This window comes from Petrotoga sp. 9T1HF07.CasAA.8.2 (genome assembly GCF_002895585.1).
In the GTDB taxonomy this organism is placed as follows: domain Bacteria; phylum Thermotogota; class Thermotogae; order Petrotogales; family Petrotogaceae; genus Petrotoga; species Petrotoga mobilis.
The window spans coordinates 1-16,479 of sequence record NZ_AZRI01000012.1; the positions used below are offsets into that span (position 1 = coordinate 1).

12 protein-coding genes are annotated in these 16,479 nt (G+C 33.9%); 4 read left to right on the forward strand and 8 right to left on the reverse strand.

What is annotated here, in order from left to right; all coding sequences use genetic code 11:
• The 3 genes from X925_RS02245 to X925_RS02255 all read left to right on the forward strand — a co-directional run.
• Positions 1-153: pyrroline-5-carboxylate reductase dimerization domain-containing protein (locus X925_RS02245; RefSeq protein WP_369973989.1), on the forward strand; the 153-nt coding region annotated here is incomplete at its 5' end.
• Positions 146-1,441 (forward strand): adenylosuccinate lyase, encoded by a 1,296-nt coding sequence (gene purB / locus X925_RS02250; protein WP_369973990.1) that lies wholly within the window; start codon positions 146-148, stop codon positions 1,439-1,441. The genes X925_RS02245 and purB, both read left to right, overlap by 8 nt.
• Before the next feature lie 116 nt (positions 1,442-1,557).
• Complete coding sequence (locus X925_RS02255; protein WP_121959011.1) at positions 1,558-3,930, forward strand: Lon protease family protein; 2,373 nt, start codon at positions 1,558-1,560, stop codon at positions 3,928-3,930.
• Positions 3,931-3,979: 49 nt separating this feature from the next.
• On the opposite strand, the gene X925_RS02260 is transcribed toward X925_RS02255, so the two are convergent.
• Positions 3,980-5,479, reverse strand: a complete 1,500-nt coding sequence (locus tag X925_RS02260; RefSeq protein ID WP_121959012.1) for a carboxypeptidase M32 — start codon at positions 5,477-5,479, stop codon at positions 3,980-3,982.
• 234 nt (positions 5,480-5,713) lie between these two features.
• Between X925_RS02260 and lnt the strand changes: the two genes are divergently transcribed.
• Complete coding sequence (lnt, locus tag X925_RS02265) at positions 5,714-7,189, forward strand: apolipoprotein N-acyltransferase (protein WP_158245386.1); 1,476 nt, start codon at positions 5,714-5,716, stop codon at positions 7,187-7,189.
• 2 nt (positions 7,190-7,191) lie between these two features.
• Here the strand turns inward: lnt and X925_RS02270 are convergent, their stop codons facing one another.
• The 7 genes from X925_RS02270 to xylF all read right to left on the reverse strand — a co-directional run bounded on the left by X925_RS02270 (position 7,192) and on the right by xylF (position 16,224).
• Complete coding sequence (locus tag X925_RS02270) at positions 7,192-8,178, reverse strand: 2-hydroxyacid dehydrogenase (protein WP_121959014.1); 987 nt, start codon at positions 8,176-8,178, stop codon at positions 7,192-7,194.
• A gap of 201 nt (positions 8,179-8,379) precedes the next feature.
• A complete protein-coding gene (xylB, locus tag X925_RS02275; protein WP_121959015.1) occupies positions 8,380-9,852 on the reverse strand; it encodes a xylulokinase in 1,473 nt (490 codons plus the stop codon).
• Between the two features lie 15 nt (positions 9,853-9,867).
• On the reverse strand, positions 9,868-11,064 hold the full coding sequence (locus X925_RS02280; RefSeq protein WP_103065141.1) for an ROK family transcriptional regulator: 1,197 nt from the start codon (positions 11,062-11,064) through the stop codon (positions 9,868-9,870).
• Between the two features lie 23 nt (positions 11,065-11,087).
• A complete protein-coding gene (gene xylA / locus X925_RS02285; RefSeq protein ID WP_103065142.1) occupies positions 11,088-12,404 on the reverse strand; it encodes a xylose isomerase in 1,317 nt (438 codons plus the stop codon).
• 33 nt (positions 12,405-12,437) lie between these two features.
• On the reverse strand, positions 12,438-13,532 hold the full coding sequence (locus X925_RS02290; protein WP_103065186.1) for a sugar ABC transporter permease: 1,095 nt from the start codon (positions 13,530-13,532) through the stop codon (positions 12,438-12,440).
• Between the two features lie 41 nt (positions 13,533-13,573).
• A complete protein-coding gene (locus X925_RS02295; RefSeq protein WP_121959016.1) occupies positions 13,574-15,112 on the reverse strand; it encodes a sugar ABC transporter ATP-binding protein in 1,539 nt (512 codons plus the stop codon).
• An 83-nt stretch (positions 15,113-15,195) separates the two neighbouring features.
• Positions 15,196-16,224, reverse strand: coding sequence for a D-xylose ABC transporter substrate-binding protein (xylF, locus tag X925_RS02300; protein WP_103065144.1), 1,029 nt, complete (start codon positions 16,222-16,224; stop codon positions 15,196-15,198).
• Between the last annotated feature and the right edge of the window lie 255 nt (positions 16,225-16,479).

Sequence of the window (16,479 nt, forward strand, 5' to 3'; positions counted from 1 at the left end):
AAAGATATGGTTACTTCCCCAGGAGGCACAGCAATTAAAGGAATAGAAGTTTTAGAATCTCATGGTTTACGAGGTATCCTTATGGACGCAGTAAAAGAAGCAACTATAAGGTCAAAAGAACTTAATTCACAAAGGGGTGTGGATGTTGATTGAAAGGTACTCTCTTTCTCCAATTAAAGACATTTGGACTTTAGATGCCCAGTATAAAAGATGGCTTGAAGTAGAAATAGCTGTAATAGAAGCCTTTGAAGAACTTAACCTTGCTCCCAAAGGCACATCCCAAAACATTCGACAAAAAGCAAAATTAGACGTTCAAAAAATATTAGACACAGAAAAAATAGTGGATCATGACGTGATAGCCTTTATAAAAGTGGTAACTGAAGACATGGGAGATGAGGCAAGATACTTTCACAAGGGTTTAACATCATCAGATGTTGTCGATACAGCTTTATCCTTAGCTATAAAAAGAGCAGGAGAGATTATTCTTGATGAGCTAACTCAATACATAGCTAACCTCAAAAAATTAGCTGTGGATCATAAGTATACTATTATAGTTGGAAGAACCCATGGGGTACACGCTGAGCCAACATCTTTTGGATTAAAAATTTTAGGATTTGTTGCGGAAGAAGAAAGAAACAAAGAAAGATTAGAAAAGGCTATAGATAACATTTCCCAAGGAAAACTCAGCGGGGCGGTTGGAAATTATGCTAACATAGAACCAAAAGTAGAGGAAATCGCTTTGAAAAAACTCAATCTCAGACCTTGTAAAGTATCTACTCAAGTTTTACCAAGGGATCTTCACGCTGAATTTTTCAGTGTTTTAGCTATTATAGGAAGCAGTATAGAAAGACTTGCCATAGAAATCAGGCACCTTCAAAAAACAGAGGTCCTGGAAGTAGAAGAACCTTTTAAAAAAGAGCAACGGGGCTCTTCAGCGATGCCACATAAGAAAAACCCCATATTGTGCGAAAGGTTGACCGGGATGTCAAGAATGCTAAGATCTTATCTGTCTTCTGCTTATGAAAATATCTCCTTATGGCACGAAAGAGATATTTCTCATTCGTCTGTAGAAAGGGTGTTTATACCGGATGCAACCATGCTTACTTACTATATGTTGAATAAAGCAAATTACTTAGTTGAAAACTTAGTGGTTCACAAAGATAGAATGAAAGAAAACATAGAAAAATCGTATAATTTAATTTATTCTCAAAGGGTGTTGTTGAAGTTAGTTGAATTAGGGGTAAGTAGAGAGGAAGCTTATAAAATAGTTCAAGAAAACGCGATGAAAGCTTGGAATGAAAGGCGTGATTTTAAAGCAATTTTATTGGAAGATAATAGAGTAAAGGCAAAATTATCAGATAAAGAAGCATTTGAAGATATATTCTCACCTGATTATTATCTAAAAAATATAAATGAAATTTATGAAAGGTTTGAACTTTAGTAGAGGGCTGCAGGCCCATTCCTTAGAAGGGTGGGCAGCGGGGCGAAGGGGCGCTATTAAACAAGTTTTTAGAATTTTTAACAACGGTAAAAGTGCAAATAATGGAGGCGTAGATAATGAAACTAACTTTAAGTGATTTTGAAATTAAAATCCCAGATATCAAAATCGATAACACTTCAGAAATAAAAATTGGTTCTTATCAAGATTACACCATACAAACGGATGCTTGTGAAATTTTACAATTTGCCTTGGAAAGCAGTAACGATTCAAACAATGTTTTCTTAGTTGGTCCAAATCGTAGTGGTAGAAGAGGTATGACTCGAAAGATAATCGAAAGAATATCGTTAACTCAAAAAGCTCCTCAAGATCTTATGTATGTTTTTAATTTTAAGGAAGAAAAGAAACCCAAGTTGTTGAAACTGCCCGCCGGAGAAGCCAAAAATTTCAAATCTGAATTGCAATCTATTATTAATTCCTCTGTACAAGTTTTAAATAAAACGATGCAGACAGAAGAATTTCAACAAAGGTTAAGTTCGTTAGAAAAAGAATACAACGAGCAGAGGGAAAAATTGTGGTCAGATCTGAGAAAACAGGCTCAAGCTCTTGGTTTTATACTTGAGGCTTCTGAAAAAGGTATAGTGAGCGTTCCAGTGTACGATGGCAAAAAAATAAGCACCTCTGAGTTTGAAAATCTTCCGGAAGAGATAAAAGAGTATTTTCGAAAAAATTCCGAGAAGTTGCGAGAATTAATTGAAAAAACAATGGTAAAGATCACGGAGATGGATAAAGAATACTGGGAGGAAGTTAAAAACTTACGACGTTACTGGGCAGCTTTTAGCTTAGCTAAGCTTTTCGAACCCCTTGAAAAGAAATATCTCAAATATTCTGATGTTTTTGAATACCTTCAAAACTTGAAAGAGGACATAGCTTCTCACCTATCCCAATTAACTTCCGAAAATCAAAATCTAATAACTTATCTTAAAGAAAAAAGATACAATGTCAACATTATAGTGGATAATTCTTATCTACAAGGTGCACCTGTGATAGAAGAAGACAATCCTACTTTTTCAAATTTAGTTGGTAGAATAGAGTATTATTCCCAAATGGGACTCCTTCAAACGGATTTTACAATGATAAAATCTGGAGCTTTTCACAGGGCAAACGGTGGTTATCTAATAATGGAAGCAGAAAAAGTTTTAAGAAAACCTTACGCGTGGGAGGTAATTAAAAGGTTTTTATCGGAGAAAGAAGTAAAAATTGAAAATATTCAAACCGCTGAAGGCTATTCGAGTGTTGAAAGTTTGGAACCAGAACCTTTATCTTTAACCGTTAAAGTGATTCTCATAGGAGAAGAATGGGTGTACAATTTATTAAGAGTTTACGATAGCGAATTCGAAAAACTTTTTCCCATAAAATCACAATTTGACTATGAGGCAGAGTTAAGCAACGAGAATTTAAATAAATTTTTAGCTTTCTTAAGCAACACAGTGGAAGAAAACGATATCTCACACTTTACAAAAGATGCGATTGAAGAGATTATCAAGTACAGTTGTAGGATGAATGGAAACAACAAAAGGTTCTCTTTAAGATTGGGGGAAATTAAGAATCTACTAATAGACTCTTTCAACATTTCACGGAAAAATGGATCAAGCCCATACATAACCGCCAAAGATATAAAAGACACTATAAAGTTTAGAGAAAAAATGTTTTCCTTTCATAAGAAAAAATTATTTAATGCGATAAAAGAACAAAAGATTGACATAAGAACTGAAGGCTCTGAAGTCGGACAAATAAATGGATTGACTGTTTTGGATACAGGAGATTTCACCTTTGGGCATCCCGTCAAAATAACAGCAAAAAGTTACAGATCCTCTTCTGAAAAAATCATAAACATACACAGGGATATCGATTTAAGCGGGAAAATATACAAAAAATCCTCATTGATCATAGAAAACTATTTCAAACATAAATTTTCTTCTTTCATAGAAACAGGTTTCGGTGTATCTTTAAATTTTGAACAAGTTTATTCTATCATCGAAGGAGACAGCGCTACAATAGCAGAAACGCTGGCTTTAATGTCTTCCATAGCTAACATTCCATTGAAACAAAATATTGCCATCACCGGATCTATGAATCAAAACGGAGAAGTTTTGCCAGTTGGAGGAATAATCGAAAAAATTGAAGGATTTTACGACGCCTGTAAAAATCTCAATTTTACTGGAGATCAAGGGGTGATTATTCCAAGTAAAAATATCGATAATATCGTATTGAAAGACGAAATAAATGAAGATATACAAAATGGAAAGTTCCATATTTGGGCTATTGATAATATAGATGAAGGGATCGAACTAATGACAGATTACAAAGCAGGGACACCAAATGAAAACGGTGAATACGAAGAAGGCACATTTTATTACTATGTAAGTGAAAACCTCAAGAAATTATCAAAAGAGGAGAAAAAAGAAAAAGACGAAAAAGATAACAAATAGCTGTGATTAATTTTAAAATCCCCCATCGTATATAGATGGGGGATTTTAATTATAAACCATAAATTGCAGAAAACTTTTCTTTTATATACTCTACAAAATATTTGGGATTAAGAGTTTCACCTGTAACCTTTTTCAAAAGTTCTTCTGGTTCGTACATTTTACCGTACTTATGGACATTCTCAACCATCCAGTTCAAAACTTCTTTTGAATCTCCTTTTTCTATTTGAGATGGATAATCTTTTAGATCTTTTTTCAATTTTGAGAACAATTGAGCACTGTAAAGATTACCCAACATATATGAAGGAAAATAACCAAATTGTCCATTTGACCAATGAACATCTTGCAAAACACCTACTGCGTCGTTTGGCGGCACAATACCTAAATATTCTTTCATTTTATCGTTCCATACCGTTGGAAGTTCATTTACTTTTATTCTATCGTTTATCAGTGCTTCTTCGATTTCAAATCTCAGCATAATATGAAAGTTGTAAGTTACTTCATCTGCCTCAGTTCTGATGAAATCTTTTTTAACTATATTAACACCTTTATACAGCTCATCACTACTTATTCCTTCAAAAGATGGGAAAATATCTTTTAACTTTTTAGAAAAGAAAACCCAAAAATGAGGCCCTCTTCCTATAATATTTTCCCAAAATCTTGATTGGGATTCATGCACAGCCATAGAAGCACCTTCATCCAAAGGAGTCTCTGAAAATTCCTCAGGGATATGAAGTTCGTATAAAGCATGTCCACCTTCGTGCATAGTTGAAAATAAAGAATATCTCAAATCTTTGTTGTTGTATCTTGTTGTAATTCTTACGTCTTTTGGACCAATTTTTGTTGTGAAAGGATGAGCAGACATGTCCATACGTCCAGAATCGAAATCGAAATTCATAAATTTTAACGCTTCCAGGGATAACTCTTTTTGCTTATTTACGTCGAAATCTCCTTCAAAGAAATCGTATCTTGGTTCTTTTCCTTTTTCTAAAAGCTCTTGCATAAAAGGTAGTAGATGCTCTTTTAAGTAATTTATTGTACCTTTCACCGTTTCTGTTTTCACTCCAGGTTCGAATAAGTCTAAAAGAGCATCGTATCTATTTTTTTCATATCCCAAAGCCTCTGCTTGCTCTTTTTCTAAAGATACGACTTCTTGCAAATAAGGCTCAAATAAAGAAAAGTTATTTTCCTCCCTGGCTTTTTTCCAAAAATGACCTGCTTTTGAAGTCGTTTCGGCTAATTTTCTGACAAGCTGTGGAGGTAACTTTTTAAACTTATCGAAATCTTTCTTGGTTACTCTTACCATTGCTTGATCAATTTCACTCAATTCATCATAATTTTCCTTCTTTGAAAAATAATCCAAAAATTCACCCATCTGATCAGAAACAGACATTCTAAAAAGTGCCTCCATAAGTTCTCCCAAAGCTTTAGAACGATACTCAAAAGCATTGTTGGGAGCGTTAGTTTCTAAATCCCAGTGCATGAGTGCGATAGCCTGACTGTATCTTGAAATCTTGGCTTGAAACTCTTTAAATTCTTCCAATTTAGACATCTTTTTACCCCCTCTTACATAAATTTTTTCACTCTTTAGATATTCTAAAACTTGTTATAGCGCCCCTTTGCCCCGCTCCCCACCCTTAAGGATAAAGGAGTAACACTAATTTTGTTAGTTATCCTTATTATATCAGATTTCTTGAACTATCACAAAGTTTGCTGTATAATATTGTAACGACAACATAATTATACAAGAAACAAGATTTTCAAAATATAATCCATGGGGGTATATATGAAATATCTACTTACTTTAATTTCAGGTGTTTTAACCGGTTTGGCTATGCCGGGTAATTTATTTTCTTTTTTCATCTGGTTTTCATTGGTTTTCTTTCTTAGAAACATAGCCAGATCAAAAACTCATTATGAAAGATTACTTCATACGATAATATATTCCTCTTCCATGCTTGTAACTACTCTTTGGTGGCTGCTTCCTACTTTGTCTAAAAATATACCCCAAATTTTAAAAAATTATTCTCCAATAGTAGGTTTTTTTGGATACGTTGGAATGATAATACTTTTAATGATACCTTACCTCATCATTTGGCTGTTATCAGAACTTTACCATCGAAAAGATAGGCAATACAATTATCTTTCATTGGTTTTTTTCTATTCTTTTGCCTACACTGTTGCGGAAATTTTGAGGGGTTTTGGAGATTTGGCTTTTATGGGAGGAAATTTATCCTACGCCCTTTACGATCATACAGGGATAATACAAATCGCCTCAATTATAGGGTCTTTTGGTCTAACTTTTATCATAGTTTTTGTCAATGCCCTGATTGCTTTCGATAATTCACGTGATAAGGTATTTAAAATTCTTGCTATATTTACTACTATATACATTTCTAACTTTGCTATAGTGAGGTATCTACCTCCCATTAATGGCACAAACGATTCCATAAAAGTTGGAGTCGTTCAAACGAATGTTCCTCAAGAGATAAAATACTCCTCAAATCCAATACAAGATTATTCAACTTTTTCTAAGAATATCGAAGAATTTAAAAATAGGGATGTGGATGTAGTAGTTTTTCCAGAATCAACTTTTCTTGAAGACATCTCAAAATCAGAAATAGAAAGTCAAATGGTAAGAGACATTCAAAACTTATACAAACCTGTAATATTAGGACACCCAAGGATAGGAAACGATAACCATTTTAACTCTGCCTGGGTATATAACCCACATGGGAGTATTGAGGGTATCTACGATAAGGTTAAATTAACACCATTTGCCGAATTTTTACCGTATGAAACTATATTTGGAAACTTTGATGTTTTTAGATTATTAAACTATTATACTCCTGGGGAAGATTACCTAACCTTTTCATTGAACGAAACTGATATTGGAGTACAAATATGTTTTGAAACCTATTTCCCGGAAGTCTCAATTAATCAAGCTAAGAATGGAGCAAATTTATTGATTGCAATATCTAACGACGGTTGGTTTAATTCAAAAACCGGCCTGTTTCAACACTTCAGTCAGGGCGTTTTTAGAGCAGTAGAAACGAGAAGAGATTTCATCCAGGTTTCAAATACAGGCTTAACCGGCTCAATCGACAAATATGGAAGAATTACCAACATATTTGAATCCAAAGAAGAAAAAACGGGAATCTTTTTTGTCAATCCAAACGATAACATCTCTTTTTATTCTAAGGCTTCAGATATATTAAAAATCTTATTTTTTATCGGAGCCCTTCTGCTTGCAATTCTTTAAATTCAGTATCCAAATTCTAAATCAATTAAGTCTTTTGCCGTACCATCTTTTAGAAAACTTTTTATATTTTCTACAGTTTCATCGATACTGTACTTTGTAGCTTCAGTGTTATAGCCTCCAACATGTGGAGACAAAACAACGTTATCAAAGGTATGAATTGGGTAATTAGCTGGCAAGATCGATGGCTTTTCTTTGGAAGGATAATTGTACCAAACATCTATAGCGGCTCCAGCTAATTTTTTAGATTTCAAAGCCTCGTATAGTGCCTTTTGATCTATAACATCACCTCTTCCAACATTTATTATGTATTTGCCAGTCATCTTATTAAACACCTTTTCGTCGATAAGACCTTTTATATATTTCGTCAAGGGCAAAGTTACGAATACAATTTCACTTTTTTCTATTACATAATCTAAATTGGAACTAATCTCATCCACATTTTCAATATCTATATTTGCGTTTCTTTTATAACCAACAATTTTACAGTCAAAGGTTTTAAGCATTTGTGCAAGATTTTTTCCTATATTGCCTAACCCCAATATTGCACAACTTTTGTTCTGAATAGATACCCATGAATCTTTAACGCTTTCTCCGGCACTAAATCCATGCCAAATTCCTTCTTTTAAATCGTTATGATAAGGTACAATTTTTCCAAGAAGAGCTAAAGCAAGAGTAAAAGCCCTTTCTGCAACTATTCTCGCATTACCATGACTATTTGCAACGCTAATGCCTTTTTCTTTAAGTATTTCTAAAGGTAATTGGTTCACTCCAGCATAGGGAACAAAAATTATTTTCAAATTCTTTGATTTTCCCAAGACGTTCTCGTCCAAGTCTCCACCAAACACTATTGCATCTGCAACTTCCATTGCATCTTCAATATTGCTGATTTCATCACTATCTAAAAATTCATCGTTGGGAAATAATTTCTTCAATTCACTAATTTTTTCTCTCCAATACGAGTTTAACTTGTTCATAAACAATACTTTCAATTTTTTCAATGCCCCCTCGAAGTGATTAATTTTACTATCTTTAGCGCCCCTTCGCCCCGCAGCCCGCCCATAAGGATAAAAGTTCTTTTCCCTTTTCCCCAGTAACCATCATTGTTTAATGATCCATACTAATTATATCACAAAAAAAGTCGGAATTAAATTAACAATTTTAAAAGCGGCTAAAGCCGCTCTTTTTATATATCATTTTTGAATTTTTGCCAACTCTTCGAAATTTCCCTTCAACGATTTATACAAATTCTTGTAAGTCTCATAATAATCATCGTAAATCTTGATATCTTGATAATTAGGTTCAATAATTTCTTTGAATTTTACCCATTTTAAAACATCTTCAAGCTGTTGGCCATCTCCGACTGCAGCCAACATAGCAGCTCCATAAGCACCGCCTTCATCAATTTTAGGCATTTTAACGGGTATTTTGAAGTTTGTTGCAACTATCTTTGCCCAAGTTTTATTTTTAGCTCCTCCCCCTACTATCCTCATATCTTTTATTTCAGTTTTTTCTTTTATAAGTTCAAAGGAATCCCTCAGGCCGAAGGTTATACCTTCCATTGTTGCTCTTAGTATGTCATTTTCAGTATTCAAAGAAGAAATTCCAAAGAAAACACCTCTTGCGTTAGGGTCTCTATGCGGGGTTCTTTCTCCGTTTAAATAAGGAAGAAAAATAATACCGTTTGAACCAGGGACTGATTGGTTTGTTCTTTCTTCTATTTCTGCCCAATCTGAACTGGGAAAAAATCGATTCTTTACCCAATTTAGAGAATGAGCGGCTGAAAGCATTACCCCCATGTAGTAATATTTATCTTGTATTACACTGTTAAAGTAATGTATTTTTCCCGATAAGTCAGGTTCTTTTTTATCAGTGAGGGTTAAAACAGTGCCTGAAGTTCCGATACTAACCATCGACTCTCCTGCTTTTGATATACCTATTCCAAATGCAGCTGATGCATTATCTGCTCCCCCAGAAACAACCTTTGTGTTCTTCCATCCCAATTCTTTTTGTAAACTTTCTTTTACTTCCCCTCGAATCCCATAAGAAGGATACAATTCAGGCATTATATCCATATTAATACCAAAAGTTTCCAAAATCTCTTCATCCCAATAATTTGTTTTTACATTAAAACACGCCGTTCCAGACGCATCCGAGTAATCTATACCAATGGTTCCTGTTAACTTAAAAACTACATAATCCTTAGGTAGAAGAATCTTCTTTATTTTTTTAAAATTCTCTCCTTCATTTTCTTTTAACCACAGTATTTTTGGGAAAGTGAAACCTTCCAAAAAGGGATTCCCTATTTTGGAGATAACCTTTTCTTCACCACCAAAAACTTCTGTAGCTTTTTTACACTGGGGAGTGGTCCTTTGATCACACCAAAGGATTGCTGGCCTAATAGGTTTATTATTTTCATCCAAAACCACCAAGCTATGCATTTGTCCGGAAAACCCTATTACATCTATTTGATGCGTTCTGGAAACTTTTTTTAATATTTCGTATACACCAATCCACCAATCTTCAGGGTCTTGTTCAGCCCATGCAGGTTTGGGAACTTTCATTTCTAATGGATAGGAATAACTATCCAAAACTTCTCCTTCTTCAGATACTACTAAACCCTTCAATCCAGTTGTCCCAACGTCAATTCCTAAGTACTTATGCAAACTTATCACCTCATTCTAAATTACAGCTTTTTCTGCAAAATCATCCATCACCCTTAAATTTGCCCCCGTCAAACATGCTGTTTCTATATCAAAAACAGGTCTCAAGGGCTTTTTTAAAGATTTTAAGGTTGGCTTCAGAGCTCGAGTCTTTATAATATTTTCAATCTCTGTGAAATACTCATCCGGGAAAAGATACCCATACCCCCCAAAAATTACAAACTCAGGATTTAAGATATTTATTAAATTAACCGTCCCTACTCCCAAATAATATAACATCTGTTTAATTATTTCATCGGCGTTTCCTTCCTTCTTCTGGGCTTTTATAAGAAGATTTCTAAATTTTTCTTCGTAATTGTTGCCTTCCAATCGCCCATTGCTGTATTCATATATCTTAGAAACTGTATCAATTGAGGCAAACGTTTCCCAACATCCTTGATTATTGCAAAAACATTTTTCTCCATCTTCATCGATGCTCATGTGACCAAATTCACCTGCTGTGAAATTAGGTCCCAAATGAATTTGACCATCTATAAGCAAAGCTCCTCCTATCCCCTGAGATATGAAAACATAGACTCCGTTGTTTAGGTTGGCAATATTCTTGTTAAAATACATCTCTGCTTGTAGAGCTAACTTTGCCTCATTTGCAGCGAAAATTGGTTTGTCACATTTGGGTAGTTCCTTTAAAAGAGCTGCTTTAAGATCGATCTCACTCCAATTAAAATGAGGTACGTATTCGATAATCAAGTTTTTCCTATCAATCATTCCTGGAAAAGAAAAAGAAAGGCCTACTATATTATTCCCATTAGCATTTTCATATATTCTTTTTATCTCAACAGCTAATTTACCAATAAAAACATTAAAATTTTTTGGGGTTTCAAATTCAACAATCTTATTTATTGAATTGTTCATATATCCAAGACCTACGACTGTTTTTTCAACTCCAACCTTAACGATAATGGAAGCAGCAACGCCTTTCGCTGCTTCCAGTTTTATAGGTTTTCTTCCAACCCCTTTAGAAGATTTTCTATCTCCTTCTTCTATTAAGTTTTTAGAAATCAAATCATACGTAATCTTTGTCACAGTACTTTTATCCAAACCTGTAAGCTTAGAAATCTCATTTCTTGAGATTCCAGAATAATATCTGATCAAATTGAAAACCATTAATTTGTTTGAATATCCCATTCTTTCTGCATTGATTTTCTTTATCTTCAAAACAAAGCCTCCTGATTTATTGTCTATTCGTAGATATACAAATTTAATAAGTTTTCCAAATATTCTTGTCTTCCAGATTTTGGTACTCCCACTTTTTTATCTAGTACATACTCTTCGAGTTCTTTGAAATTAGTTCGTCCATCCACTATCTTTTTACCCATTCCTTCATTAAAACTATTATACCTTTTTTCTACAAAGTCTTCCAAAACTTTGTCTTCTAAAATCTTATTGGCTAATATCAATCCTAACGCAAATGCATCCATTCCTGCTATATGAGCGTAAAACAGATCAATATTTTCGTAAGAAGGTCTTCTAACATGTGAGTCAAAGTTCAAACCACCCGGAGCTATTCCTCCATTCTTAAGTATTTCATACATTGCCAAAACGTTTTCAAATACGTTTGTTGGGAATTGATCTGTATCCCATCCCAACAATAGATCACCCATGTTAGCATCAACGCTTCCCAATATATTATTTATCCTTGCATACCTTAATTCATGCTGAAAAGTATGACCAGCAAGAGTGGCATGATTTGCTTCTATATTGAACTTGAAATACTTATCAAGATCGTACTTTTGTAAAAATGCATAAGAGTTCGCAACATCAAAATCATATTGATGTTTTGTGGGCTCTTTTGGTTTGGGTTCTATCAAAAATTGGCCATCAAAACCAATTTCTTTGGCGTAATCTACAGCCATGTGTAAAAAATTAGCCAAATTGTTCAATTCCAACTCCATATTAGTGTTTAAAAGGGTTTCATATCCTTCTCTTCCACCCCAAAAAACATAATTTTCACCATTTAATTCCTTAGTAATCTCAAGTGCCTTTTTCACCTGTGCAGCGGCATAAGCATATACATCTGCATCACAAGACGTTGCTGCACCTTGCATAAACCTTGGATGAGTGAAAAGATTCGCTGTTCCCCAAAGAAGCTTTATACCTGTTTCTTTCATTCTTTCTTTTATTCTTTCTACTACTTTGTCTAATAACTTATTTGTTTCTCTCAACGTTTCTTGTTCATCAACTAAGTCTCTGTCATGGGTACAAAAATATTTAACCCCTAATTTGCTCATGAACTCAAATGCTGCATCACATCTTGCGTAAGCTTTATCTAAAGAATCTGAAAACTTATTCCACTCTCTGCTGGCACTTTCTATACCGAACATGTCCCTTCCTTCTGCGGTGAAAGTGTGCCAGTAGGCCACAGAAAATCTCAGATGTTCTTCCATAGTTTTATTACCAATTTTTCTCTTGGGATCATAATAGTGAAAAGCTAACGGATCCTTTGATTCCTTACCAACATACTCAACCTTTTTAATATCTTTGAAGTATTCTGTCATTTTAAGACCTCCTGTAAGTTTTTTTGTACATATTTAAGCCTCTTTCTTTTTACTTGCAACATCAAACCATACCGCAAATATTAATACTAAACCTTTTATTATAGACTGCCAAAAAACCGGGACATTCATAAGACTCATTCCATTGTCTAGACTTGCCATTACAATTGCTCCAATTACTGCACCAACAACAGTACCTATTCCTCCCATTAAGCTTGTACCACCTATAACACAAGCAGCTATAGTATCTAACTCAGCTCCTTCTCCACCCGAAACAGCCGCCGCATTAAGTCGAGAAGTTAAAAAAATGCCTGCAAAAGCTGCTAATAGTCCATTAATCATAAAAACTATAAGTGTAATCTTTTTTACGTTTATTCCAGATAAAGTTGCAGCCTGACTATTACCGCCAATTGCATATATATATCTTCCAAAAACTGTATTTTGAGAAATATAAGTGAAGAATATTAAAAGAATAACAGCTATTAAAACAGGAAAAGGAACTCCTCGATAAGAATTGAAAATTACAATAAAAATGGTTATTAATAAAATATAAGCCAATAATTTTAAAAATTCTACTCTCAAAGAGGGAGCATTTAATCCATGAGATTTTTTCTTCTTCCATGAATTAAGTTCTGCTAGTATTATGAGAATAGCACCGATAACTCCTATTATTATCCCTACAATGTTTGATAGATAACCTTTTCCCAAAAATTCAAAAAAACCTCTCATTGGACCAATAGTAGTACCTTTTGTAATTCCTAATAGAATTCCCCTGAAAATGAGCATGCCACCTAATGTAACAACAAAGGCTGGAACTCCTCGGTAAGCTACCCAATATCCATTCCATAGACCTATAAGAAGTCCAATACCTAAAGTAATGAGGATAGAAATAAAAGGATCCATTCCGTTCCACACATGCAAAATTGCTACAATACCCCCAGTTAGTCCTACAATAGAGCCAACCGAAAGATCTATTTGCCCCAATATTATAACAAAAACCATACCCATTGCTAATACTGATAAAAATACTGATTGTCTGAATAAATTAGAAATATTCCTAGCACTTAAAAAAGAACCTTCGGTCAAGATGGTAAAAAATACCCAAATTACTATTAGAGCTATTATCATCATGTACGATCTTAAACTTAAATTTAAACTAATCTTTCCCCTTTTCAAAACACCTCTCCTCCTTTAGTCCCAGTGGCAAGGTACATAACTTCTTCTTGGGTTAAATTGTGGTTGATATTTTCTAATTCTCCCATAAATTTACCTTCATGCATAACTATAACTCTATCGCTCATACCTATTATTTCTGGTAATTCAGAAGATATCATAATTATTGAAATACCTTGAGATGCTAAATCATTCATTAATGAATATATTTCTTGCTTAGCTCCAACATCTATTCCTTTTGTAGGTTCATCCATAATCAATATTTTTGGTGTTCTTATCAAATTTCTACCTAGTAAAACCTTCTGTTGATTACCTCCACTCAAAGTAGTAATATTTGTTTCTGGAGAAGAAGTTTTAATATTTAGTTGTTTGATCATTCTAAGAGCTTCTACTATTTCGTCTTCTTCAGATATTTTAAAATAGCTACCAAACTCTTTAATAAAAGTAATTGAAAGGTTTTGTCTTACAGATAGATTGGGAAATATCCCCAAATTTTTCCTATTTTCAGATAAATAAGCTATTCCGAGTTCTAACGCTTGCCTTGGTGAACTTATTTCTAATTCTTTGGAATTCAAAAATACCTTTCCACTTTTATTACTCGAATTGAATCCTATTATGCTAGTCATTAATTCTGTTCTACCCGCACCGACTAATCCAAACAGACCTAATATTTCTCCTTTTCTAAGGTGAAAACTAATATTTTCAACAACTTTTCTTTGAGAATCGTAATCCTCAAAAAGCGTATAATCACTCACTTCAAATACTATTTCGTTTGGAATATAACGTCTTTTGGGAAACATTTGATTTATTTCTCTCCCCACCATCATTTTTATGAGATCACTTTCTTTTACTTCACCAATGGGCCTTGTGTCAATTAATTTGCCATCTCTTAGAACGCTGACAGTATCAGCTAACTCAAAAATTTCGTCAAGCTTATGTGAAATATAAATAGACGTAACCCCTTCAGATTTCAACTCTTTTAAAATAGCAAACAATATCTTTGTTTCATTTTCTGTTAAAGATGAAGTAGGTTCATCCAAAATCAAAATATTACAATTTTTAACTAAGGCTTTAGCAATTTCAATTAACTGTTGTTTTGCAGAACCTAAGTATTTTACTTTATTAAGAACATTTTCATTCTCCATCTTCAATTTTTTTAACCATTCCTTAGCTTCCTTGATCATTTCATTCCAATCTATTGAAACTCCTCTTACAATAGCTTTACCCATAAAGATGTTTTCAACGATATTTAATTCGTCAAATAGGCTCAATTCCTGGTGAACAACAGCGATTCCTGCTTCTTCTGCTTCTTTTGGATTTCTAAATTTCACCCTTTCTCCATGTAGATAAATTTCACCTTCATAGGTTCCCAATGGATATATTCCACCTAATATACTTATCAAAGTAGACTTTCCTGCTCCGTTTTCTCCACAAATAGCATGGATTGTATTTTCCTCAATTTTTAAATTGATATTTTCAAGGGCTTTTACCCCTGGAAACTCTTTTGATATGTTTTTCAATTCTAAAAGAGCGGCCATTTAATCACCTCAATTGTTATGTGTTATAAAAATGAGACTGAAGGGTTAGGGATTGACCCCTAACCCAATATTCAAAGTTCTGTTTAATCCACTTTCGGCCATTGAGATTTGGGAACATTTTTATATACATCTTCTAACCTTTGGAAACCATCCTTTATAACCGTTTCTACTATATTAGTTTTATCAACAGGGATAGGCTCCAAGAAGAAAGTAGGAACCTCCTTATACTCATTGTTAATTGATCCATTTGTTACAATATGAATATCCTTAGCAGCTGAAACAGCCATAATAGCAGCCATTGTGGCGATATCCTTTATAGGTTTATAGACGGTCACTGTTTGTGTACCTTCAACTACTCTCTGGCAGGCAACCAGGTCTGCGTCTTGTCCAGATACTAAAACTTTTCCCGCTAGTCCTTGTTCCTTTAACGCTTCTACCGCCCCTCCAGCTGTACTATCGTTGGAAGCAACAATTGCATCAATCTGATTTTGAGTAGCGGTTAAAGCATTTTCTACAATCTTCATAGCTTCTTGCATTGACCAGTCTTTTGCCCATTGATCTCCTACTATTTTTATCGCCCCACTATCAATATATGGCTGAAGAACGTTCATTTGACCTTCTCTAACAAAATGCGCATTCATATCTGTTGGAGACCCTCCCAACAAGAAATAATTACCTTCTGGTTTCCTATCAACCAAGTACTGTGCTTGAATTTCTCCAATTCTTATTGGGTCGAAAGTAATGTAATAATCTAAATCACATTCCATTAAAAGACGATCATACGCAATTACTGGAATTCCGTTAGCGTGAGCCTCTTCAACCACACTTCCCATAATATAACCATCATGTGCAATGATAACTAAAACATCAGCTCCTTGATTCATCATGTTTTCAACCTGAGAAACTTGCAATAAATCATCATTATTGGCCGATTGTACAATAACCTTTGCACCAAGTTTCTCAGCAGTTTCAACAAAAATATCTCTATCTTTTTGCCACCTTTCAAGTTGCAAATTAGCAACAGAAAGCCCAATCAACACCTCATCCTTTGCAAATAAAGCACCACCAAATGTTAATAAAAACACCAGAAAAACCAAAAGAACTTTCTTCATTTTACTAACCTCCTCTTTTTTTGTTTTTTTACCATTAGTACTAATGGTAAAAACTGCATCTAACTACTTCCATTTTAAAATATTCTATTTATCATTGTCAATAGTAAGTTTATCCAATCAACTAATATTAGGAGCAATTACGAGCAATTATTTGCGATTAGGAAGCTTTTTCTTAGTTTTTCTTGAATTTTGTTAAAAATTGTTTTGTAAGATTTCATTAGATTTTCTTGTTTAATCGACTTAGATTGTTTTTAA

Excerpts from the sequence above, each read along its gene's own strand:
- X925_RS02255 (WP_121959011.1), top strand. The coding sequence starts at position 1,558 with ATGAAACTAACTTTAAGTGATTTTGAAATTAAAATCCCAGATATCAAA.
- X925_RS02260 (WP_121959012.1), bottom strand. The coding sequence starts at position 5,479 with ATGTCTAAATTGGAAGAATTTAAAGAGTTTCAAGCCAAGATTTCAAGA.
- lnt (WP_158245386.1), top strand. The coding sequence starts at position 5,714 with ATGAAATATCTACTTACTTTAATTTCAGGTGTTTTAACCGGTTTGGCT.
- xylA (WP_103065142.1), bottom strand. The coding sequence starts at position 12,404 with ATGACAGAATACTTCAAAGATATTAAAAAGGTTGAGTATGTTGGTAAG.
- X925_RS02290 (WP_103065186.1), bottom strand. The coding sequence starts at position 13,532 with ATGATGATAATAGCTCTAATAGTAATTTGGGTATTTTTTACCATCTTG.
- X925_RS02295 (WP_121959016.1), bottom strand. The coding sequence starts at position 15,112 with ATGGCCGCTCTTTTAGAATTGAAAAACATATCAAAAGAGTTTCCAGGG.
- xylF (WP_103065144.1), bottom strand. The coding sequence starts at position 16,224 with ATGAAGAAAGTTCTTTTGGTTTTTCTGGTGTTTTTATTAACATTTGGT.